The organism is Sphingomonas sp. LT1P40 (assembly GCF_036663835.1).
Classification (GTDB): Bacteria; Pseudomonadota; Alphaproteobacteria; order Sphingomonadales; family Sphingomonadaceae; genus Sphingomonas.
In genome coordinates this window covers 249424-271085 of sequence record NZ_JAXOJT010000002.1, presented here as the reverse complement: position 1 = coordinate 271085, position 21662 = coordinate 249424, and the positions used below count along the sequence as shown (strand labels likewise).

Annotated in this window: 20 protein-coding genes; 8 read left to right on the top strand and 12 right to left on the bottom strand. The window is 65.8% G+C overall.

Annotated elements, in window-relative coordinates; all coding sequences use genetic code 11:
• Positions 1 to 34: 34 nt before the first annotated feature.
• On the top strand, positions 35 to 1126 hold the full coding sequence (locus tag U1702_RS12690) for an alkene reductase (protein ID WP_332725168.1): 1092 nt from the start codon (positions 35 to 37) through the stop codon (positions 1124 to 1126).
• Here the strand turns inward: U1702_RS12690 and U1702_RS12685 are convergent.
• The 9 genes from U1702_RS12685 to gltX form a co-directional block, all read right to left on the bottom strand.
• Positions 1111 to 1542, bottom strand: coding sequence for a hypothetical protein (locus U1702_RS12685; RefSeq protein ID WP_332725165.1), 432 nt, complete (start codon positions 1540 to 1542; stop codon positions 1111 to 1113). The two genes, U1702_RS12690 and U1702_RS12685, sit on opposite strands and share 16 nt — an antisense overlap.
• Complete coding sequence (locus U1702_RS12680) at positions 1539 to 2096, bottom strand: GNAT family N-acetyltransferase (RefSeq protein WP_332725163.1); 558 nt, start codon at positions 2094 to 2096, stop codon at positions 1539 to 1541. Before U1702_RS12680 ends, U1702_RS12685 begins: the two co-directional genes overlap by 4 nt.
• Positions 2097 to 2106: 10 nt before the next feature.
• Positions 2107 to 2526 (bottom strand): 6,7-dimethyl-8-ribityllumazine synthase, encoded by a 420-nt coding sequence (ribH, locus tag U1702_RS12675; RefSeq protein WP_332725161.1) that lies wholly within the window; start codon positions 2524 to 2526, stop codon positions 2107 to 2109.
• Positions 2526 to 3665, bottom strand: a complete 1140-nt coding sequence (gene ribB / locus U1702_RS12670) for a 3,4-dihydroxy-2-butanone-4-phosphate synthase (protein ID WP_443026844.1) — start codon at positions 3663 to 3665, stop codon at positions 2526 to 2528. The genes ribH and ribB overlap by 1 nt, the downstream gene beginning before the upstream one ends.
• Positions 3652 to 4260 carry a riboflavin synthase gene (locus U1702_RS12665; RefSeq protein WP_332725159.1) on the bottom strand — a complete coding sequence of 203 codons (609 nt, stop codon included), beginning with the start codon at positions 4258 to 4260 and terminating at the stop codon, positions 3652 to 3654. The genes ribB and U1702_RS12665 overlap by 14 nt, the downstream gene beginning before the upstream one ends.
• A gap of 5 nt (positions 4261 to 4265) precedes the next feature.
• Entirely contained in the window at positions 4266 to 5210 is a 945-nt protein-coding gene (gene ribD, locus U1702_RS12660; protein ID WP_332726382.1) for a bifunctional diaminohydroxyphosphoribosylaminopyrimidine deaminase/5-amino-6-(5-phosphoribosylamino)uracil reductase RibD, read from the bottom strand.
• Between the two features lie 14 nt (positions 5211 to 5224).
• On the bottom strand, positions 5225 to 5581 hold the full coding sequence (locus tag U1702_RS12655) for a hypothetical protein (protein WP_332725157.1): 357 nt from the start codon (positions 5579 to 5581) through the stop codon (positions 5225 to 5227).
• A gap of 42 nt (positions 5582 to 5623) precedes the next feature.
• Positions 5624 to 6289, bottom strand: coding sequence for an energy transducer TonB (locus U1702_RS12650; RefSeq protein WP_332725155.1), 666 nt, complete (start codon positions 6287 to 6289; stop codon positions 5624 to 5626).
• Positions 6290 to 6495: 206 nt separating this feature from the next.
• Positions 6496 to 7824 (bottom strand): glutamate--tRNA ligase, encoded by a 1329-nt coding sequence (gene gltX, locus U1702_RS12645; RefSeq protein WP_332725153.1) that lies wholly within the window; start codon positions 7822 to 7824, stop codon positions 6496 to 6498.
• 93 nt (positions 7825 to 7917) lie between these two features.
• On the opposite strand from gltX, the gene U1702_RS12640 reads away from it, so the two are divergent.
• The 6 genes from U1702_RS12640 (at position 7918) to ftsH (ending at position 16075) form a co-directional block, all read left to right on the top strand.
• A complete protein-coding gene (locus U1702_RS12640) occupies positions 7918 to 8607 on the top strand; it encodes a hypothetical protein (RefSeq protein ID WP_332725151.1) in 690 nt (229 codons plus the stop codon).
• Positions 8608 to 8674: 67 nt separating this feature from the next.
• Positions 8675 to 10954 (top strand): phosphoenolpyruvate--protein phosphotransferase, encoded by a 2280-nt coding sequence (gene ptsP, locus U1702_RS12635; protein ID WP_332725149.1) that lies wholly within the window; start codon positions 8675 to 8677, stop codon positions 10952 to 10954.
• Between the two features lie 136 nt (positions 10955 to 11090).
• Positions 11091 to 12017, top strand: a complete 927-nt coding sequence (locus U1702_RS12630) for a helix-turn-helix domain-containing protein (RefSeq protein WP_332725147.1) — start codon at positions 11091 to 11093, stop codon at positions 12015 to 12017.
• 68 nt (positions 12018 to 12085) lie between these two features.
• On the top strand, positions 12086 to 13048 hold the full coding sequence (locus tag U1702_RS12625; RefSeq protein WP_332725145.1) for a tetratricopeptide repeat protein: 963 nt from the start codon (positions 12086 to 12088) through the stop codon (positions 13046 to 13048).
• Positions 13011 to 14045 (top strand): tRNA lysidine(34) synthetase TilS, encoded by a 1035-nt coding sequence (tilS, locus tag U1702_RS12620; protein ID WP_332725143.1) that lies wholly within the window; start codon positions 13011 to 13013, stop codon positions 14043 to 14045. The genes U1702_RS12625 and tilS overlap by 38 nt, the downstream gene beginning before the upstream one ends.
• A gap of 71 nt (positions 14046 to 14116) precedes the next feature.
• Positions 14117 to 16075, top strand: a complete 1959-nt coding sequence (gene ftsH / locus U1702_RS12615) for an ATP-dependent zinc metalloprotease FtsH (RefSeq protein ID WP_332725140.1) — start codon at positions 14117 to 14119, stop codon at positions 16073 to 16075.
• Here ftsH and U1702_RS12610 read toward each other — a convergent pair.
• Both U1702_RS12610 and U1702_RS12605 read right to left on the bottom strand, forming a co-directional pair.
• Entirely contained in the window at positions 16063 to 18330 is a 2268-nt protein-coding gene (locus U1702_RS12610) for a J domain-containing protein (protein ID WP_332725138.1), read from the bottom strand. The genes ftsH and U1702_RS12610 overlap by 13 nt on opposite strands.
• A 10-nt stretch (positions 18331 to 18340) precedes the next feature.
• A complete protein-coding gene (locus U1702_RS12605; RefSeq protein ID WP_332725136.1) occupies positions 18341 to 20041 on the bottom strand; it encodes an Hsp70 family protein in 1701 nt (566 codons plus the stop codon).
• Between the two features lie 124 nt (positions 20042 to 20165).
• On the opposite strand from U1702_RS12605, the gene U1702_RS12600 reads away from it, so the two are divergent.
• A complete protein-coding gene (locus tag U1702_RS12600; protein ID WP_332725134.1) occupies positions 20166 to 20543 on the top strand; it encodes a hypothetical protein in 378 nt (125 codons plus the stop codon).
• Here the strand turns inward: U1702_RS12600 and U1702_RS12595 are convergent.
• Positions 20540 to 21592, bottom strand: a complete 1053-nt coding sequence (locus U1702_RS12595) for a DUF3667 domain-containing protein (protein ID WP_332725132.1) — start codon at positions 21590 to 21592, stop codon at positions 20540 to 20542. The genes U1702_RS12600 and U1702_RS12595 overlap by 4 nt on opposite strands.
• Positions 21593 to 21662: the final 70 nt, after the last annotated feature.

Genomic DNA, 21662 nt, shown 5'->3' with positions numbered 1-21662 from the left:
TGTGCAACGCAACCCAGAGGGTGATATTTTTCCGATGACCAGCCTGTTCGATCCTATCCAGCTTGGCGCGATCGTCGCGCCCAACCGCATATTGATGGCCCCGTTGACGCGCGGACGTGCCGACCGCGATGCGGTGCCGACGGATTTGATGGTGGAATATTACCGCCAGCGCGCGAGTGCTGGCCTGATTATCAGCGAGGCTACGGGGATCAGTCGTCAGGGGCTGGGCTGGCCGTTCGCGCCGGGGCTGTGGAACGCCGCGCAAGTCGAGGCGTGGAAGCCCGTGACCGATGCGGTGCACGGCGCGGGCGGGCGGATCGTCGCGCAGCTGTGGCATATGGGACGGCAGGTGCATTCGTCGGTGACCGGCGAGCAGCCGGTGTCGTCCTCGGCGACGCAGACGGCGGGGCATATGCACACTTACGAGGGACGGCAGCCGTCTGAAGTGGCACGTCCACTGACGCTCGACGAATTCCCGGCGCTGCTGGAGGATTACGCGCGGGCAACCGAGAATGCGCTGGCCGCCGGGTTCGACGGGGTACAGATTCATGCCGCCAATGGCTATCTGATCGACCAGTTCCTGCGCGACAATGCAAACTTCCGCGACGATATTTATGGCGGCAGCGTCGAGAACCGCACGCGCTTGCTGCGTGAAGTGGCGACGCGGGTTGCGAGCGTTGCAGGTGCCGGTCGCACTGCGGTGCGGCTGTCGCCCAATGGCGAGTCGCAAGGTGTCGATGACAGCGATCCGGCGACGCTGTTCGGTGCTGCCGCCGCGCTGCTGAGCGAGATCGGCATCGGCTTTCTGGAGCTGCGCGAGCCGGGCGCGGACGGCACATTCGGCAGCACCGACGTGCCCAAGCTGAGCCCGGTGATCCGCAAGGCATTCAGCGGGCCGCTGGTGGTCAATTCGGACTATGCGACGGTCGAAGCGGCGCAGGCAGCGATCGATTCCGGCGTGGCCGATGCGGTGAGTTTCGGGCGAACCTTCCTCGCCAATCCGGATTTGCCGCAGCGGTTGAAGCAGGGTGCGGCGTTGAACGCGAGCAATCCGAAGACATGGTACAGCCAGGGGCCGGAGGGGTATGTCGATTATCCGGCGCTGGCCGATCAGGAGGCCGCCTGATCGAGGCGCGCGGTGATCCATTGACGGGTCGCCGCGCGTGCCTTTGGCTGAAGCAGGATGAAGACCGGAACGATCCACAGCCACGGGAAAAAGATCGTGGCGAAGGTGCCGAAGACGAACAGCGCGATGAGCCAGCCGCCGATCGCGCGTCCCAACCGGTTCGAGAATTCCTCGGTCATCACAATCTCGCGCGGCCCCTTCAGGTCGTAAAAGCGCGCGGTGGTGAGGATGTTGCTGCCGCTGCGATCGTCCACGCGGCTCGGCGCGACCGATTCGATTGGGCGATCCGACGGTTCGGGTCGCGGCGCTGTTGGCACATGCCCGCGCGTCGCCGGTTGTCCCGTGTGCGTGTCGATCACCACCAGGCGACGCCCGCGCTCCACCACTTTGTAGCGGCTGGGCGGGATCGCGGTCATCGTGCCGCCACGTCCCGATTCTGGCGACCCGCTCGCCACTGATCGGCGGTCTGGCCCCAGGCATCGACCGCGACATCGGCATAGGGCGCGGGGAGTTTCGCGGCACGCAAATTGGTTGAGCCGAGGCGTTGGGCAAGCCGGATCGACCGGGTGTTTTCCGGGGCGATGGTGTGAATCACCTCGCTCCAGCCCAAGATGTCGACGGCATAGTCCATCGCCGCGACTGCGCCTTCATAGGCGTAGCCCTTGCCGGCGAATTCGCTGGAGACGCCCCAGCCGACTTCGGTGCCTGGCCAGCCTTCCGGCTGCCACGGGCCGAGCCGTCCGACCCATTTGCCGGTGGCGCGTTCGATGACCGAGAACATCGCAAAGCCGGCAATCTCCCACGACCCCGCCATCGTGCACAGCTGTCGCCAAGCGACGCTGCGCTCGACCGGTCCGCCGAGATGCTCGGTCGCCACCGGGTCTGCGCTGAAAGCCGCCCAGCCGTTAAGATCCTCAGCCGCCGGACGGCGCAGGATCAGCCGTTCGGTGAAGAGGATCGGCTCGTTCATCCCTCGCTCCTCAAGCCAGTTTTTCCCTGAGCGCAAGCATCGCCAGCGCCGCTTCCGCCGCGCCGCCGCCCTTGTTCAGCTGAGCCGGGTCGGCCCGGACGATCGCCTGCGCTTCGTTTTCGGTCGTCAGGATGCCGTTGCCGATCGGAATACCGTCCATCGTCAGCGCCATCAGCCCGCGTGCGCTTTCGTTCGAGACGATCTCGAAATGATAAGTCTCGCCGCGAATGACGACGCCCAGCGCGACAAAGGCGTCATAGCGGTTCGATTCGACGCCGAGCGACACCGCACCAGGGATTTCGAGCGCGCCGGGGACGGTAATCGTCTCATGGTCATGGCCCGCCGCCTCGATCGCGGCGCGGGCACCGGCGAGCAGCATGTCGTTCAGATGCGCGTAGAAGCGTGCTTCGACGATCAGAACCGTCGCCATCAGCGTTCGCCCAAGTCGATGGCGCGCTCACCGGTGATCGACAGGCCATAGCCGTCGAGGCCGACCAGCGTGTGATGCGTGTTGGTCAGCAACTCCATCTCCTCGACGCCCAGGTCGGTGAGGATCATCGCGCCGACGCCATAGTCGCGCAGCTCCTCCATATCCGCCTCGGTGCGCTTGCCCGCCTTGCGCTCGACTGCGGTGGTGAAGGCGTCGGCCCGCGGCTTGTTGATGACGATGACCACGCCCGCGCCCTCTTCGGCGATGATTTCCATCGAGCGCTGGAGCATGCGGCCGCGTTCGCCCTCTTCGCCGAACAAATCGCCAAAGGGTGACAGCGCGTGCATGCGGACAAGGGTTGGCTTGTCGGGGTCGATGCGGCCCTTGACCAGCGCGATCTGTTCGGTCCCGGCCGCCTTGTTCCAGAAGGTGATGACGCGCCATTCGCCGCCCCAACGACTGGTGAAGGTCGTTTCTGCGCGACGCTCGACCAGATGGTCATAGCGGCGGCGATAGGCGATCAGGTCGCGGATCGTGCCGATCTTGAGATTGTGCAATTGCGCGAAGGAGACGAGGTCGTCGAGGCGCGCCATCGTGCCGTCGTCCTTCATCACCTCACAGATCACGCCGGAGGGGTTGAGGCCGGCGAGGCGCGCGACATCGACCGCCGCCTCGGTATGGCCGGCGCGGACCAGCACGCCGCCGTCGCGCGCGACCAGCGGGAAGACATGGCCGGGCGAGACGAGGTCGTCGGGACCGTTCATCGCGTCGATTGCGACAGCCACCGTGCGCGCGCGATCGGCGGCGGAGATACCGGTGGTGACGCCCTTCTTGGCCTCGATCGAGACGGTGAAGGCGGTGCCCATGCTGGTGCCGTTCTTGCGCGCCATCGGTTCGAGCCCGAGGCTGTCGATCCGCGCCTTGGTCATGGCCAGGCAGATCAGCCCGCGACCGTGCTTGGCCATGAACGCGATCGCGTCGGGGGTCGCCATTTGCGCCGGGATGATGAGGTCGCCTTCATTCTCGCGGTCTTCGTCGTCGACCAGGATGAACATGCGGCCGTTGCGGGCTTCGTCGATCAGTTCTTCCGGCGTCGAGAGGAAGCCGTGGCGAAGACGGGCTAGTTCAGCTTTGGCCACGATGGGCCTCCATGCGTTGGAGATAGCGTGCGAGCACGTCGATCTCGAGGTTGACGGCCTGACCCTGCGCCAGCGCGCCAAGGGTTGTGACGGCCTGGGTGTGCGGGATCAGGTTGATGGCGAAATGGGTGGTGCCGTCGGGTTGATCGGCGACTTCGTTGACCGTCAGCGAGACGCCGTCGATGGTGATCGAACCCTTGGCAGCGATGAACGGCGCGAGCGCGGCGGGAACTGAAATGCCGATGCGTTTCGAGTCGCCCGTCGGACAGATGCCGAGCACGGTCCCGGTGCCGTCGACATGGCCGGTGACGATATGACCACCGAGTTCCTCGCCCAGCCGCAATGCGCGTTCGAGGTTGAGCTTTTGCCCCGGCGTCCACTGAGCGGCGGTGCGGGACACGGTTTCGTGCGAGACATCGACCGCGAACCAGCCCGGCGCCTTGTCCACGACGGTCAGGCAGACGCCCGAACAGGCGATCGATGCGCCGAGGTCGACGGTGGCGGTGTCGTAGGAAGTAGCAACACGCGCGCGCAGATCGCCGCGATCCTCGGTCGCTTCGATGGTGCCGATGTCGGTGACGATTCCGGTGAACATTTGGCCTACTTTCTGACGCGCTCGTAGACTTCGAGCGTGTCGCTGCCAAGCGTGCGCGTATCGGTGCGCTGCCAGCGATGATGCGCGTCGGCGAGGTCGGTGAGGCCAAGGTCGGCAAGACCGGGTTTCCCGCCGAGCAGGACGGGCGCGCGGTAGAGGAGCAGGCGGTCGACCAGGTCGGCCCGGAGGAAGGCGGCAGCGGTCTGTGCGCCGCCCTCGACCAGGAGGTGGTCGATGGTTTCGAGGGTGGCGATATCGGCGGGTGCGGCGATTGTCGTCCAGCCATTGGCGGGGCCGGTGGACAGGAGAATACGCCGGGGGCTGCGGTCATCGAGGCCGGGGAGCCGCACATTGAGGCGGGGCGTGTCGGCGTCGAGCGTGCCGCGACCGACGAGGATCGCTTCGTGCCGCGCGCGTTCGAGATGCGCGTGGGCACGCGATTCGGGACCGGTGATCCAGCGGCTTTCGCCACTGGCCAGCGCGATGCAACCGTCGAGCGAGGTGGCGAGCTTGAGGGTGACATGCGGGCGGTGCAGCGACTGACGCGTCAGGAATCCCGCCATGCTGCGCCGCGCTTCGGTTTCGGCAATGCCGGTCGTGACCTCGATCCCGGCGGCGCCGAGGCGGGCGATGCCTTCGCCGTTGGTACGCGGATCGGGGTCGGTCAGCGCTATCACGACTCGGGCGACACCGGCGGCGATCAGCGACTCGGCACAGGCCGGACCGCGTGGCGAGTCATGTGCACAGGGTTCGAGCGTGACATAGGCGGTGGCTCCGCGAGCCGCTTCACCGGCTTCGGCCAGCGCCATCGCCTCGGCATGCGGGCGACCGCCCGGCTGGGTCCAGCCGCGTCCGATGACGCGGCCTTGTGCGACGAGGATGCAGCCGACATTGGGATTGGGAGCCGTTCGCCCCCTGCCGCGCGTGGCGAGCGCCAGCGCGGCACCCATCCAGCGCGCGTCGTTCAAAGGCCGACGGCTTTCAGGCTGTCGTCGACTTTCTTGAACTCCTGCCGCCGCTTTTCCTTTTTCGCCTTGATGATCGCTTCACGCTTTTCACGCGCGGCCTGATCGATCTTTTGCTGAGCGATGATTTCCTGGAGCGTGCGGTCTGCGCGCCAGTTCTGCACGTAAACGATCTCGCGTTTGTACGGCTTCTCGAAATAGCTATCGAGATAGAAGCCGAACAGGATCAGGCCGGTCACGCCCGCAGCCGCGATCAGGAACCAGAATTGATAGCGGTGCTCGATCCGCAACGCGTTGCGCAGATCGGTAAGCGGCCCGACCGACGGCACATCCTTGTCACGCCTGATGAATCTCATGCGCATATAGATAGGGAAGTGCGCCGGTCGGGACCAGTGTTGTTACTCGATGATCTGGAAACGCAGCGTCATCGATTTCCAGCTCTCGACCGGGATGCCGTCGCGCGTCGCGGGTTTGAAGCGCCATTTGGCCAGCGCATGGCGGCGCGTCGCTTTGGACAGGCCGTCGCTGGGGCTGCGCAGGATCTCGATCGCCTTGACCCGGCCATCGACGCCGATGAGGACACGCAAGCTCACGCTGCCCTCGGTCTGCGCGCGAATTTCGGACGCGGGATAGGGTGGCTGGAGCGCGTCGGCATAGCGCTGGTCATAGGCTGCGCCGGTGAGGACGGGCGCGCGCGGCGGATCCAGCGTGACGCCACCGCCGGTGAGGCCGGTCGGCCCGGCTGGCGGATCGGGATACAGCCGGACGGGTTCGCTGGTGGTGGCGGGGCCGCGCGGCGTCGGCGGGGTGATGACGATGGGATCGGGCTGGTGGATCGGCGGCGTGCGTTGCTCGATGCGCTTCTCGACAGGCTTGGGTTGGGGTTCGGGGGGTGGGGGTTCGGGGATCGCGATCGTCTCGATGACAATCGGCGGATCGAACATGTCGGGCGCGATTTTCGGCCCGACCAGCATCAATCCGGAGCCGACGAAGCCGATGACGATCAGCGATGCGGCGACGCCGGCCGGACGCGATGCCGTGGGGCGGTAGCGATTTACGGTCATGGCTGCTCTCCTTCATACCCGATCACTGCCGGGATGAAGTGATGATACACCATCGCATGCAACTGGCCAAATGGTTTTGGATCAGGACGGGTTGTTTGAAAATGCGCTGAACGCATTTCACCGCACCGGCCCGCTCCCCCACCCGGCCACCCATTCGATTATACGCTGTGGGTGGCCGGGTGGGGGAGCGGGCCGGTGCCGCCCTCTCAAACGATAACCAGCCGTTCGAGCGTGCGCGCCCGGCCGATCAGGGGAAGGAGTGCGGCCATGTCCGGCCCATGATCGCGCCCGGTAAGCGCGCGGCGGAGCGGCAGGAACAGCGCCCTGCCCTTGCGCCCGGTCGCGTCCTTCAATGCAGCGGTAAGCGCGTGCCACGGGTCCGCAGACCAGTCGATCTGCCCTGCGATTTCGGCGGCGCTGCGCAGGAAATCAACGTCTTCCGCGTCGGGCGTCGCGGCGACCGCGCCCTCCACCACGGCCCACCAGTCCGCCGCTTCGGCGACGGTCGGGAGGTTGGGGCGGATCGCCAGCCAGCCCGCCTCGTCCATTCCCGCAGGAATGCGGGCGGCGACGGCGGCATAATCCAGCTGGTGAACGATGCGCGCGTTGAGCTGGGCCAGCTCGACCTCGTCGAAGCGGGCCGGCGCACGACCGAAGCGCGCAAAGTCGAAACTGGTCAGCAGCGACGCGACCTCGCGTTCCGCCTCCACCGGGTCGCTGGTGCCAAGGCGCGCGAGCAACGCTACAATCGCCTGCGGCTCGATCCCAGCGTCGCGGAAATGATCGACGCCTAGCGAGCCGAGTCGCTTCGACAGCTTCCCCTCGCTGCCGGTCAGCAACGCCTCATGCGCGAACACCGGCGGTGTCGCGCCCAGCGCTGCGAACATTTGCAACTGGGTCGCGGTGTTCGAGACATGATCCTCGCCGCGCACGACATGGGTGATGGCCATGTCGATATCGTCGATCACCGACGGGAGGAGATAGAGCCACGAGCCATCGTCACGGCGGATCACCGGATCGCTCATCGTCTTCGGGTCGAACCGCTGCGGCCCGCGAACCAGGTCGGTCCACTCGATCGCTGCGTCATGATTTAGGCGAAAGCGCCAGTGCGGTGCTACGCCATCCGATTCGAGCTGACCGCGTTCGGCATCGGTCAGGGCGAGCGCGGCGCGGTCGTAGATCGGCGGAAGACTGCGCCCGAGCAGGATTTTGCGCTTGAGATCGAGTTCCTGCTGCGTCTCATAGGCCGGATAAATGCGGCCCGCGGCGACCAGATCGTCGAAACAACGCTGATACAGATCGAACCGCTGCGACTGTCGCGCTTCGCCATCGGGCGACAGGCCGAGCCAGTCGAGATCGGCGCGAATCGCATCGACATAGCTTTCGCGCGAACGCTCGGCATCGGTATCGTCGATGCGCAGCAGGAAGCGCCCGCCCTGCTTACGCGCCCACATCCAGTTGTGAAGCGCAGTGCGGATATTGCCGATGTGCAGCGTGCCGGTGGGGCTGGGGGCGAAACGGGTGATGACGGACATGGCGCTGCGCTAGCGGATTTCGTCGCGATGCGAAATCGTGCGGTTCGGCGCACGATTAACGCGAAATTGATCTGCCCCTGATTGAGTGCCGCAATGTTTCGCGTATCCCTGTTGCTGCCGTTCGTCGCGCTTGCCACGGCCTGTGCCGGTCCGGAACGGGTCGCGGCACCGGCCCCCGCGCCTCCCCTGCCAATGGCGATTGCGCCCGCGCCCGTGCCGCCCGATCGCGCAGCGAGCGGCCTGACCATCCCCGCACGGCTGGCGGACGGAAGCTATGCGACGCCAAACCGCGCCATCTCAGCCGCAGGCGCGTTGTGGCATCTGCGCGCCGCATTCAACGTGGCGGCACTCAACTGTCCGGACGGGTCGCTCGCCCCCGCTTATAACCGCGTGCTGGCGGTCCACCGCAAGGCGCTGACGACGGCGCATCGCGCGCTGATTGCCGAGCATGGCGACAATGCCGCGTTCGACCCGGCGATGACGCGGCTCTACAATTACTTCGCGCAGCCGCCGGTGCTGGCGCGCTTCTGTGCGACGACGGCACCGTTGTTGCATGCGGCGGCGGCGCTCCCTCCCGGGGAGTTTGCAGCATTCTCAACGATGGCGCTGGCGCAGGTCGACCGGCCCTTTGCCGATTTCTACGCACGCTATGACAGCTATCGCGCCGAACTGGCGGCGTGGCGGTCGGGCGTGCCGGTCGCGCCGCGCCTGGCCTATGACAGCAGCATTTTCGTGACCGCCGCGACCGTCACCGGCGGCCGCACCGCGCTCGCCGCGCGATAGGGCTGAAAATCGGGGTTTTTGCCGCGCTTTTGTTGGCGCATTCGCATCGATCTGATAGCGCTTCCTTATGCCACTTTCCGCCGCCGCCTCCGCCCGTGAGATCCTGACCCGGTTGCACGACGTGATGGCGTCGCGCGCAGCGGCACAGGGCAAGCTCAATTCGGTCGTCAACATCATCGGCGAGGCGCTGGATAGCGAGGTCTGCTCGATCTATCTGCTGCGGGAGGGCGTACTGGAGCTCTATGCGACGCGCGGGCTGGCGCAAGAGGCCGTGCACGTCACCAAGCTGGCGCTGGGCGAGGGCCTGACCGGCATGATCGCCAAGAATGTCGAGACGCTCAACCTCGATGAGGCGGCGAGCCATCCTGACTTCGCCTATCGGCCGGAGACGGGCGAGGACAAATATCACAGCTTCGCCGGGGTGCCGATCATCCGCAAGGAGCGCGCGGTGGGCGTGCTGACGGTGCAGCACGCCGATCCGCGCCGCTATGAAGAGGTCGAGATCGAGGCGTTGCAGACCGTGGCGATGGTGCTGAGCGAGCTGATCGCCAATGCCGGTTTGGTCGACGAAGCGGGCGGCGGCGGATCCACCCGCCCGCAATCGACCGCGACCGCGCGCGTGAGCGGGTTCAAACTGGTCGAGGGGATGGCGGCGGGCGCTGCCGTGTTCCACCAGCCGCGCATCACCATCGAACATACCGTCGCGGAAGATACCGAGGCCGAGCGCCACCGCGTCTATGCCGCGTTCGACAAGATGCGCGAGCAGATCGACCGCATGACCAGCCAGGCCGATTTCGGCGCGGCGGGCGAGCATGACGAGGTGCTCGAGACCTACAAGATGTTCGCCTATGACGAAGGCTGGGGTCGCCGCATCAACGAAGCGATCGATAGCGGCCTGACGGCGGAAGCGGCAATCGAGCGCGTGCAACAGCGCACGCGGATGCGCATGCGGCAGATCGACGATCCGTTGCTGCGCGACCGCATGCACGATCTGGAGGACCTGTCCAACCGGCTGCTGCGCATCGTTTCCGGCCAGCTCGGCACGGCGGCACAGATGGGGTTGCGGCAGGATTCGATCCTGATCGCGCGCAACCTCGGCCCCGCCGAACTGCTCGAATATGACCGCCGTCGGTTGAAGGGCGTGGTGCTCGAGGAAGGGTCGCTGACCGCGCACGTCACCATCGTCGCGCGGGCGATGGGGGTGCCGGTGCTGGGCCGGGTCAAGGATATCCGCCGCCTAATCGCCGAGGGTGATCGCTTGCTCGTCGATGGCACCGAAGGCTCGCTGGTGATCCGCCCGACCGGTGCGATGGACGAGGCGTTCGACGCCAAATATCTGATTACGCAGAAACGCCGCGCGGTGTTCGCGGCGCTCAAGAACGAATTGCCGGTCACCACCGACGGGCACCGCGTGACGGTGATGGTCAATGCCGGGCTGCGGGACGACGTGGCAGCGCTCGACCTGACCGGCGCCGACGGGATCGGGCTGTTCCGCACCGAATTCCAGTTTCTCGTCTCCGCCACCTTGCCGCAGCGCGAAAGCCAGCGGCGGCTGTACAAGGATGTCCTGGAGGCGGCGGGCGAGCGCCCGGTGGTGTTCCGCACAGTCGATATCGGCGGGGACAAGGCGCTGCCCTATCTCGACCATGACGAGAATGGCGACGAGGAAAATCCGGCGATGGGCTGGCGCGCGCTGCGCCTCGCGCTCGACCGCGAAGGGCTGATGAAAGTGCAGGCCCGCGCCTTGCTGGAGGCGGCGGTCGGAAAGACGCTCAACGTCATGTTCCCGATGGTGTCGGAGCCATGGGAATTCGACGAGGCGCGCGCGCTGTTCGAGAGTCAGCGTGCGTGGCTGGAGGCACGCGGGCATAAATTGCCGCTGCACATCCGCTATGGCGCGATGCTGGAGGTGCCGGCGCTGGCCGAAGTGCTAGACATCCTGCTGCCCAATGTCGATTTCCTGTCGATCGGCACCAACGACCTGACGCAATTCCTGTTCGCCGCCGATCGTGCGCACCCCAAATTGGCGGTGCGCTACGACTGGCTGAGTCCGTCGATCCTGCGTTTCCTGCGTCGCGTGACCGCCGAATCGCACGCGGCGGGCGTGCCGATCGCGGTATGCGGTGAGATGGGCGGTCGCCCGCTGGAGGCGATGGCGCTGATCGGGCTGGGCATCGACCGGCTGTCGATCACGCCCGCCGCCGTCGGCCCGATCAAGGCGATGGTGCGCTCGCTGGATCGAACGAAGCTGAGCGGTGTCATGACCGAATTGCTGACGCATCCGCCCAAGGACATGCGTGCTGCCTTGCTGGACTGGGCGAACGAAAATGGCGTCGAGCTCGCCTGACGGCCTGTTTCACCGATTTGTGTGATGAAATGGCCGATTTCACGGGCATTTTGGGGTGTGCCAGCGTTGACAGGGCATTAAGGACAGGGGACACCGCAGCGCGGCTTCACCCCCCCGAAGCGACCGGAGCGACTGAATGGACGGCGAACGCAGCGAAAACCCCACGCTATTCCCGGTGAAGGTCGGGGAAAAGCTGCGCGATACGCGGCTGGCGCAGGGCATGGAGCTGGCCGATATCGCCACGCGCACGCGCGTGCCGTTGCGTCATTTGCAGGCGATCGAGGCCGGGGACTATTCGGGGCTCCCGTCGCCCACTTATGCGATCGGCTTCGTCAAGGCCTATGCCCGCGCGGTCGGTGCGGACGAAGTCGCACTGGCGCAGGAATTGCGCGCCGAAACCTCCGAAACCTTTGCCGCGCGCGAGGTCTATGAAAGCTATGATCCGACCGATCCGGTGCGCGAACCGCCGGGCGTGCTGGCCTGGGCCGGGGCGGCGATCGCGGTCCTGCTGCTGGTCGGTGTGGGCCTGTGGTACGGCACCGACCTGTTCCGCAGCAGCGGCGAACCCGTGCCGGAGCCGACCGCCACCGCATCGGCGGTCGTTGAACCGACCCCCACGCCGGCGCCCGCCGCGGGCGGTCAGGTCACGCTGATTGCGACCGAACCAGTGTGGCTGCGGATCTATGATGCCGGGGGCGCGCGGTTGTTCGAAAAGGAAATGGCACCGGGCGAACGCTATGACGTGCCGGCCAATGCGAACGGCCCGATGATCAATATCGGGCGCCCCGAAGCGCTGCAGGTAACGGTCAACGGATCGAACGTGGCGGCACTGGGTCCGGCGGGGATCGCGCTGATGGATGTGCCGATCAGTGCCGAGGCGCTGATGGCACGCGGAACTGCGGGCGCGTCTGCGACACCGGCGGTGGCTGTGCCCGCCCCGCGCGCATCGGCGACCCCGCAGGCGCGGCGTCTACCGGCGACGTCGCCGTCGCGCGCGGCCAATCCGGCGCCACCGCCGGTCGAGGCCGCACCCGAACCGGCGGCGAATGCCACGGGCGCTTAAGCGTGGCGACAGCTTCGCCATGCGATGTATAGACCTTTGATGAACTTGCACCTGTGGGGGGTGTCCCGATGCGTATGACGATGAAATGGACGATGGGCATCATGCTGGCCACGGTGGCGATGCCGGTGGCGGCGCAGACCAGCCGTGGCGCGGCTCAAACCGGGATCGAGGGCCGCGTCGACCGGCTGGAGCGCGAAATGCGCGCGGTGCAGCGCAAGGTGTTTCCGGGCGGTGCGGGGCAAACCGTCGAGCCACAGATCACCGGCCCGCAACAGTCGCAAAATGCGCCGGGATCGCCTGCGTCGGGCGTCGTCAGCGACCTGAACGCGCGCGTCAACGCGATGGAATCGCAGCTGTCGCAGATGACCGGGCAGATCGAGCAGACCCAGTATAAGGTCCGCCAGCTGGAAGAGGCGTTCACCGCGTACAAGCGCTCGACCGATGCGCGGTTGCGGGTGCTCGAGGAATCGGCGTCGGCGGTCGGCGGCGAACCCGCCTCGCCGCCCGTCACTGGCGGCACCCGTTCCGGCGGCACGCGCCCCACGACTGGCGGCACGCGCCCGACCCCAGCGACCGGCGGCCCCGCGACGTCAGCACCGACCACGCCGGTCGCCGGGATCGAGCGGCCCAGCACCAGCGACCCCGCCGAGGACGGCTATGTCTATGGCTTCCGCCTGTGGCAGGCGAAGCAATATGACAAGGCGATCCCGGAACTGCGCACCGTCGTCCAGAAATACCCCAAGCACCGCCGCGCCAGCTATTCGCAGAATTTGCTGGGCCGCGCGCTGCTCGATCAGGGCAAGCCGGCAATGGCCGCGACCGCATTCTTCGAGAGCTACCAGAAGATGCCGAACGGCGAACGCGCGCCGGATTCGCTCTATTATCTCGCACAGGCGCTGGTGAAGATGAAGAAGCCGGCGAGCGAGGTGTGCAAGGTCTATGACGAACTGACCCAGGTCTATGGCGACCGGATTTCAGAAGGCATGAAAATGGATGTCGCAACCGGCCGCTCCGCCAGCAAGTGCAAATGAGCTGACACCGCCCGATCCAAAATGGGTCGAGCGGTTTGCGGCTGATTTCAACCTGTTGTGCGTTCGCGCGCTGGGCGATGACCTGGCGGACGACGCCCGGATCGCACTGGCAGTGTCGGGTGGCGCGGACAGCATGGCGATGTTGCTGCTCGCCGTTGCCGCCTTCCCTGGCCGCATCGCGGTAGCCACAGTCGATCACGGACTGCGTGTCGAAGCAGCTGCCGAAGCTGCGATGGTGGCGGTCGTTTGCACTCAGCTCGGCGTGCCGCATGAGACGCTATCGCCCGCAACGCCGATTTCAGGCGTCAGCTTGCAGAAGCAAGCGCGCGAAGCGCGTTACGATGCGCTAATGACGTGGGCGTCGCGGATCGGTGCATATCCACTACTCACCGCGCATCACGCGGACGATCAGGCCGAGACCCTGCTGATGCGCCTGAATCGCGCATCGGGGGTCGCCGGATTAAGCGGGATTCGGCCCTATCGGTTCGGCACATGCCTGTTGCTCCGACCGCTACTGGGGTGGCGACGCGGCAGGTTGCGGATGATCGTGGAAGCGTCCGGCGCGCCGTGGATCGACGATCCCACCAATGCCGACACACGGTATGATCGAACGGTTTTCCGGGATTTCCTGACTCATCAAACCTTGCTCGACCCCGCCGCACTGGCAGAATCCGCGGCGCACATCGCCGAATCGGATGCCGCGCTGAGCGAATTGACCGATCTGTTCTGGACAAATCGCTGGCAGGAAGGGCGACGACGGCTGAATGCCACTGATCTCCCGCGCGAAATTCAGCGTCGTTTGATCCGCAAGGCGCTTGTCGAGACCCGCGCGGTGCATGGCATCGCTATCCCGCCATTTTCCGATGCAACCAATGTCGAAGCACTGCTCGACGCGCTCGCAGTCGGTAGTGCCGCAACTCAGGCCGGGCTTCTGGTTACTCCAGACAATAGCGGCAGCTGGCACTTTCGCCCCGCCCCGCCGCGCCGATCACTCTGATCGAAGCTGTTCCATTGCCATTAACCTGACAGCGCCTATCTTCACTGAGGAATCAAGGTAGCCGGAAACCGATGAACGATAACGACAAGCAGCAGGGTCCCGAGAATAACGGCAATCCCTGGATGAAGAGCCTCCTCATCTGGGTGGGCATCCTCGCCGCGCTCGCGCTGTTCGTGACGATGTTCGACACGCGCGCGAGCACGACGGCGGGCACGACGATCGCCTATTCCGAGTTCCTGGACAAGGTCGACGGCGGCACAGTTAAGGACGTCAACGTCGCGGGCAATGTCATCACCGGCACCTTCACAAACGACGGCAAGTTCCGCACCAACGCGATTCCCGATCCGCAGCTTGTCCCGAAACTACGAGAAAAGGGCGTGACGATCAGCGCGCGGCCGGAGGAGCAGCCGTCGATCTGGCTGTATCTCCTCTATCAGTCGCTGCCATTCCTGCTCTTCCTCGGCATCGCGTTCTTCGTGCTGCGCCAGATGCAGAAAGGCTCCGGATCGGGCGCGATGGGCTTTGGCAAGAGTCGTGCGAAACTGCTGACGCAGAAAGAGGGCAAGGTCACCTTCGACGACGTCGCCGGCATCGACGAAGCGCGTGAGGAGCTGGAGGAAATCGTCGAATTCCTCAAGGACCCGACCAAATTCGCGCGGCTGGGCGGCAAAATTCCAAAGGGTGCGCTGCTGGTCGGCTCGCCCGGCACTGGCAAGACGCTGCTCGCCCGCGCGATTGCGGGTGAGGCGGGCGTGCCGTTCTTCACCATTTCCGGCTCGGATTTCGTCGAGATGTTCGTCGGCGTCGGCGCCAGCCGCGTGCGTGACATGTTCGAACAGGCCAAGAAATCGGCCCCGTGCATCGTCTTCATCGACGAAATCGACGCAGTCGGTCGCCATCGCGGCGCGGGTCTGGGCAATGGCAATGACGAGCGCGAACAGACGCTGAACCAGCTGCTGGTCGAGATGGACGGGTTCGAGGCGAACGAAGGCATCATCATCATCGCCGCCACCAACCGTCCCGATGTGCTCGATCCCGCGCTGCTGCGTCCGGGTCGTTTCGATCGTCAGGTCGTCGTGCCGCGCCCGGATATCGAAGGGCGCGTGAAGATCCTTCAGGTCCATATGAAGAAGGTGCCGCTGGCCCCCGATGTCGATGCGCGCACCATCGCGCGCGGCACGCCGGGCTTCTCGGGTGCCGATCTCGCAAACCTCGTCAACGAAGCCGCTCTCACCGCCGCGCGCAAGGGCAAGCGACTGGTCGCAATGCTGGAGTTCGAGGAGGCCAAGGACAAGGTCATGATGGGCGCGGAACGCCGCTCGATGGTCATGACCGACGACGAAAAGCGCATGACCGCCTATCATGAGGCCGGTCACGCCATCGTCTCGCTGCACGAGCCGGCATCGGACCCGATCCACAAGGCAACGATCATCCCGCGCGGTCGCGCGCTGGGTATGGTCATGCGGCTGCCCGAGCGGGATTCGTACAGCTATCACCGCGACAAGATGTATGCGAACCTCGCGGTTGCGATGGGCGGTCGTGTCGCCGAGGAAGTGATCTTCGGCTACGACAAGGTCTCGTCCGGCGCATCGGGCGACATTCAATACGCCACCGGCCTCGCCCGCGACATGGTCACCAAATGGGGCATGTCGGACAAGGTCGGCCCGGTCGAATACTCGCAGCCAGAAGGCGAGAGCTTCCTCGGTTACAGTTCGTCGCAGGTCGTGCGCATGTCGAACCAGACGCAGCAGCTGATCGACGACGAAATCCGCGCGATCGTCGAGGGCGGACTGACCCGCGCCAAGACCGTGCTGAGCGACCATCTCGACGAGCTGCACAAGCTGGCCGGCGCGCTGCTCGAGTACGAGACGCTGAGCGGCGACGAGATCAAGAAGCTGTTGGCCGATGGCGATATCGGGCGGCCCGATCCGAGTGCGTCGGGCAAGCCGGTCGTGGCGGCAGGCACGTCGATCCCCAAGACGCGGCGTCCCAAGGGTCCGTTCGGCAATCCGGCCCCTCAGGGGGCTTGATCGCCGCTCTTCGGCTTCGCTGACGATTCAGGTGGCGACTCTGCGGCCCGCGCGATGAGCGCGGGCCGCATCGTTTTGGCGACATCGGCATCGGGCTGCGCGCTCAACGCTTCCATCAGCGCGATCCGGGCGTCGCACTTCGCCTTTAGGTCGCTGCCCCGCATCGCGTCGTTCAGTGCCGCTGACCGGCGAGCATCGCCGTTGGCGGCAACGCGAAGCAGTTCGGTGGTTGCTACCTCACGTCCGGCCTCTCCATCGGCGACCGTTGTGGGGCTACTCGCGGCGACTGCCAACGCGTGACGGTAATGGCGCTGGAGCAGTTCCTTGCTCAGCGTCCGGCTTGTATCCTGTTGCTCGCCCGCCGCGCATGCACGCAGGTCCAGCGTGCGATACTCGCGCATCGTCGCCAGCCGGATGTCGAACTCGCTGGCCAGCAGCGCCGACGATGCCTCGGGCAGCCGCGCGCGGTAAGCGATGTTGACCAGCCGGTCGATCTCGCGCGACGCCTCGTCACGGCTCCGCTTGCCGTCCGCTTGCTGCTGCCAGACGGCCGATACTGCTGCGTACAGGCCCGGATTGCCGTCTTTCAGCGCCGTGAAACCGGGTTCGTTCCGTTCCAGCTGCTGGATCGGCAGCTCGACCGGTCTGCGCTCAATCTCCGGTGCCGACATCACCGCCGCGACCACCAGCACGATCCACAATCCCCAGCGCAGGAACGGTGCCATCCGCGCCGCCCAGCTGCCGTCATGCTGCTCGCGCACCGCCGCCATCAACACCATGCCGGTGATCGCGGCGGCGCCCCATGGCAGCAAGGGCTGGGGTGCCGCCGGCAACCAAGACCGGCCGGCCGCCGCAGCCAGCAACAGCCCCGCCAGCACCGCCGCCGCCATCACCGGCCGCGCACCCGCACGCCACAATAGCTCGGCAATTGCGCCCGCGCCGGTCGCGCCGATCAACATCGATGCCGCCGCAAATGCCAGCAACGCCAGCTTTTCCGGACCCGACAGCGCAAAGAACGCCGCCGCGCCGAGCAGGGCCAACGCGCCGAACGAAACCACGCGGCCCAGCACATTGCCGATCTGCGGCTCGCGCCCCACGGCCACCGCCATCCACAGACTCGCCACCGCGCACAAGGCAGCGACAATTCCCGCCATCCAGTCGCTGGCGGGCGTCCAGATAATCAGCAGCGCCGCCGCCAGCCACAGGCCGGCCCAGCCATGCGTAGACCAGCCCGGCTGGAACCCCATTTCTTCGCGCCGCCGCCGCCACGGCGCGACGATCCGCAATCGCACCACCGCAAAGCCGATGCCCGCAACCAGCGCTGCGACCGCGCTCACTATCCGAACGGTGAGCGGCTCGATCGCAAGCGTGCAGATCAGCGCACCGATCGCAGCGATCAGCAGCGCGCCAAGATCGAGAAAGCCGAAACGTGGTTTGTCGAGATGGTCCCGCCACCACGCCGCCGCGTGCGGCTCGAAACTATGGACGATCCCCGGCACCTGATAACCGGCAAGGTCGAACAATTGCTGGACCTGCGCCGCGACACCGGGCCGCAGCGCGCCGATGCGGCGCTGCCAGTCCGGTTCCTTGCCGCGCGTCAGCGTGCGCCATCCGGCCGACAGGTCGTGATTGCTGTTGTTCAGCGACTCGATCATCCGCCATTCGTCGATGCGGCTCAGAATTCGCCAGACTGCGGGCGGGTGGTTGCCTTCATCTTCCCAGCCGAAGGTCTCCACCGCCTGAATCAGGATGGCGTCGCTGCGCGGCACGGTGTCGGCGAGCAGATTGGACAGCCAATATTCGATGCTATCGCGCGTATCGATCTCGATCAGCGCGGGTGCGCCGAGGATCGCGTCGAGCCGCGCGGCGAGCGCTGCGGCATCGCCATGCCATGGCCCGCGCAGACCTGCCTCCAGCGCGGCGGTCCGGCGACGCAGATCGGCCTGATCCGCCGCGCGCGTCTCGGCAAAGGGATCGGGTTCGGCCGGTTCGGCCGACCGCTCCGCCCATTCGGTGCGCTGAACCGCATCGCCTCCGGCAAACGCACCGGACGTTTCGTCCCCGTCACCTTCGTCATAATCGTAATCGTCATAATCGACCCAGTTCAGCGCCGACTCATAGGCCTGACGCAACGTCATGAAGCCTTCGGGGTCGTCCTCGGGATTGGTGACCTTGAGTTGCTTTGCATAGGCACGCCGGATCACCGCGCGGTCGCTCCCGCGCGGGACGCCGAGCACATCCCACCATGGCTTCACGGACGGACCGTCACAGGAAGGTTTCGCCTTCCAGCGCGTCGAGCGCCTCGTGCAATTCCTTGCGCGCCGCCTCGATCGCGCGCGGGTCCTGCGTCTCCAGCGCGGCGGTAAAGCGGCCGATCACTTCGCCCACCCAGATGCGCTGATCGCCCAGGAAATTCTCGAAGCATTTCTCGCCGCGCGCGATCGCCGCCTTGTTCTCGCCCTCGTCGCGCGGGTGTGTCTTCAGCCCCGCCAGCGACGCCCGCGCCTTTTCCAGCGCCGCCGCGTCGCCGGCCATGCCGTCGTTGATCGTCAGGCTGATCTTCTCCCCGGTCTTGGGCACGACGATATCGACTTCGAGCAGCCCGGACACGTCATAGGAAAAGCGCACATCGACCGCTTGCCCCGCCGGGCCGCGCGGCATCCGCACTTCGGTCCGCCCGATCTCGACATTGTCGCGGACCAGCCGTGCTTCGCCCTGATAGATGCCCATCTCCACCTTGGTCTGGTTGTCGTTCATGGTGGAAAATGTGTGCATGCGGCTGGCCGGGATCACCGTGCCGCGTTCGATGATCGGGGCGAAAATGCCGTCCTCGATTCCGCCGCCAGGCAATCGCCGCGCAACCTCGACGCCCAGCGAATAGGGGCAAACATCGGTGACCACGACTTCCTTCAGCGCCGAATCGCGCGATTTGAGGCCAGCCTGCACCGCCGCACCCAGCGCGACGGCCTCATCCGGGTTGACGGTCGCGTTGGGAAAGCGCCCGAACATCCGCGTCACCGCCCCGCGCACGATCGGCATCCGCGTCGACCCGCCGATCAGGATGATCTCGCTGAGCTCCGCGCTCTTGATCCCCGAATCGCGCATCGACCGCAGCACCGGCTCGCGTAAGCGGTCGATCAGCGGCTTGGCCGCCTCCTCGAACGCGGTGGTGGTGACGGCATGGCGATATTCCTGATCGCGCCACACCAGCCGCATTTCGACCTCCGCCGCACCCGACAGCGCGCGTCGCGTCCGCTCGGCGGTCTCGCGCAGTTTCTGGTGAAGCGCGTCGTCGCCGCGCCCGGCATTGCCGAACGCGTCGGCATGGGCTTCGCGCATCATTGCGACGAGCAGTTCGTTGAAATCCTCGCCGCCCAGATGATTATCGCCGGTCGAGGCGCGCACCTCGATAATCCCCTCGAAAATCTCGACGATCGACACGTCGAACGTGCCACCGCCCAGATCGAACACCAGAAAGCGCGATTCGTCGGCCAGCTGATGGATGCCGTAAGCGAGCGCGGCGGCGGTCGGCTCGTTGACCAGCCGCTCGACCTTCAGCCCGGCCAACTCGCCCGCGCGGTGCGTTGCTTTCCGCTGCTTGTCGTTGAAATAGGCGGGGACGGTGATGACAGCCTCGGTCACCGGCTTGCCCAGAAACGCCTCGGCATCCGATTTCAGGCTTTGCAACACCAGCGCCGACAATTCCTCCGGCGTGAAACTGCGCTTGCCCAGCTGCGCGGTGCGACGCGTGCCCATATAGCGTTTGAATGCGGTCGCGGTGACCTCGGGGTGGCTTGCCATCCGTTCGCGCGCGGCAAGGCCGGTGATGACCGTGCCGTCATCGGCGATGCTCACCGCGCTGGGGGTGAGGAAATGCCCCAGCCGATTCGGCACCAGCGCCGCCGCCCCGTCGCGCCAGACCGCCGCGGCACTGTTGGTCGTGCCGAGGTCGATGCCGATAATCATAATTGGGAATCCCCGTTTGAAACGCGGGCGACTTTAGCGCGCGCCGGGCCGCTGTGAAGCTGACGAATTCACACATTGCCCCAGCAGCTTGTCTTGGGCCATGATGCCAGCCGGGGAGAGATGAATGAAGTTGTTCTGGATGATCGCTGCCGCATTCGTCGTGATGCCCGTCAGTGCACAAGCGATGACGGTCGAGGCTTTTCTGGTGAAGGCGCGGGCGCTCAAAGCAAAGGGGCCGCTGGCGATCTTTTCGTCGGACCTTGCGCCGGTGCGGGCGGAGATCAAATCGGTGGCGACCAGCTATCGTGCCGATCTGCGCGCCGATCGCGCGGCCGGTCGCCCGCCGCACAGCTGCCCCCCGCCCGAGGGCAGCGCGGCGGCAAAGATCAAGCCCGACGCGTTCCTCGCCGATCTCGAAGCGATTCCACCCGCGCAACGATCGATGAACATGAAGACGGCATTCTACCAGATCATGAAGCGCCGCTGGCCTTGTCCAACCTAACCCAACAGCCCCAGACCCAGTAGCAGGAAGCAGAAAATCAGCACGACGAACAGGATCAGCTGGAGCAGGACGAACGTCCGCAGTGCCGCGCTCCACCAGCGTAGCCGGTACGCGCCCTTCATCTGGAAATAGATGTGCGCCGGTGCCCCGATCATCGCAATCATGGCAATCGCGTCCGACCCCAGCCCCAGCGCGCCGGCGATCGTCAGCAGGATGAACGACAGCGACATGAAGGCGAGCGAATAGGTCACGAACACGGCGTGGTCATACCCCCTGAACTGCCGCCGCCATGCGAACAACAACCAGACGAACGGGATCGACAAGGGGATCAGCGCCCAGCTGAATTTATAGCTGTTGGTCTGAAGCTTGTAGAGCGCGAGGCCGGGGTTGGCCTGTGCCTTGGCGACGCCCTTGTCGAGCCGCGCCCAGCCGGTGTTGATGTTGACCGTACGCGTCTGCGCATCGCCGAGCAGGACCGGCACTTCCTTCAGCTTGCGCAGCTCGCCTTCCATCCGCGCGATCCGCTTGTCCAAGTCGGCCGCCCGGGCGCTGCCTTTGGCCGCCGTTGCGCGGGTGTCGCGCAGCTGGGCAAGTTTGTCCTCGGTCGGTTTGCGCGCAACTTCCATTCCCTGCGCAAATTGTTTGCTGCCGAGTTCGGCGGGGGGCGACACGCCCATGATCTGCAGCACCGCGAACATCGTGAAGACGGAGAACAGGAACATCGCCATCGGCGACACGAAATAGGCGCGCTCGCCATGGATATAGCGGCGGGTCAGCTCGCCGGGGCGCAGGAACAGCAATGGCAGCGTGTTCCACAGCTTGCCCTCGAAATGGACGACGCCGTGCAGGATCTCGTGCCCGATCGCGCCGATCGTGCGGTGGACATGCGCCGTCTGTCCACAGCGGTGGCAATAGGGACCAGCCAGGGTGGTGCCGCAGTTCAGGCACGGGCCGTGATGCGCATCCTCGCCCTCGCCATGACCCGGTTCGACAGCGCGTGCCATCAGGCCGCCGCTGACGATATCCCCCGCTGCGTCGAACTCACCCATGAAGCCTGACTAACAGCGACGCAAAGCAGACGCGATAGGGACTTTCGCGCGGTGGCATGATAGCCGCGAT

Bases quoted from the DNA above. Each gene is read 5' to 3' on its own strand.
- U1702_RS12655 (WP_332725157.1), bottom strand. From the start codon at position 5,581: ATGAGATTCATCAGGCGTGACAAGGATGTGCCGTCGGTCGGGCCGCTT.
- U1702_RS12640 (WP_332725151.1), top strand. From the start codon at position 7,918: ATGTTTCGCGTATCCCTGTTGCTGCCGTTCGTCGCGCTTGCCACGGCC.
- U1702_RS12685 (WP_332725165.1), bottom strand. From the start codon at position 1,542: ATGACCGCGATCCCGCCCAGCCGCTACAAAGTGGTGGAGCGCGGGCGT.
- ftsH (WP_332725140.1), top strand. From the start codon at position 14,117: ATGAACGATAACGACAAGCAGCAGGGTCCCGAGAATAACGGCAATCCC.
- U1702_RS12680 (WP_332725163.1), bottom strand. From the start codon at position 2,096: ATGAACGAGCCGATCCTCTTCACCGAACGGCTGATCCTGCGCCGTCCG.
- U1702_RS12665 (WP_332725159.1), bottom strand. From the start codon at position 4,260: ATGTTCACCGGAATCGTCACCGACATCGGCACCATCGAAGCGACCGAG.
- U1702_RS12595 (WP_332725132.1), bottom strand. From the start codon at position 21,592: ATGGGTGAGTTCGACGCAGCGGGGGATATCGTCAGCGGCGGCCTGATG.
- ptsP (WP_332725149.1), top strand. From the start codon at position 8,675: ATGCCACTTTCCGCCGCCGCCTCCGCCCGTGAGATCCTGACCCGGTTG.
- ribH (WP_332725161.1), bottom strand. From the start codon at position 2,526: ATGGCGACGGTTCTGATCGTCGAAGCACGCTTCTACGCGCATCTGAAC.
- gltX (WP_332725153.1), bottom strand. From the start codon at position 7,824: ATGTCCGTCATCACCCGTTTCGCCCCCAGCCCCACCGGCACGCTGCAC.
- U1702_RS12625 (WP_332725145.1), top strand. From the start codon at position 12,086: ATGCGTATGACGATGAAATGGACGATGGGCATCATGCTGGCCACGGTG.
- U1702_RS12690 (WP_332725168.1), top strand. From the start codon at position 35: ATGACCAGCCTGTTCGATCCTATCCAGCTTGGCGCGATCGTCGCGCCC.
- U1702_RS12650 (WP_332725155.1), bottom strand. From the start codon at position 6,289: ATGACCGTAAATCGCTACCGCCCCACGGCATCGCGTCCGGCCGGCGTC.
- U1702_RS12605 (WP_332725136.1), bottom strand. From the start codon at position 20,041: ATGATTATCGGCATCGACCTCGGCACGACCAACAGTGCCGCGGCGGTC.
- ribD (WP_332726382.1), bottom strand. From the start codon at position 5,210: ATGGGTGCCGCGCTGGCGCTCGCCACGCGCGGCAGGGGGCGAACGGCT.
- tilS (WP_332725143.1), top strand. From the start codon at position 13,011: ATGTCGCAACCGGCCGCTCCGCCAGCAAGTGCAAATGAGCTGACACCG.
- U1702_RS12630 (WP_332725147.1), top strand. From the start codon at position 11,091: ATGGACGGCGAACGCAGCGAAAACCCCACGCTATTCCCGGTGAAGGTC.
- U1702_RS12600 (WP_332725134.1), top strand. From the start codon at position 20,166: ATGAAGTTGTTCTGGATGATCGCTGCCGCATTCGTCGTGATGCCCGTC.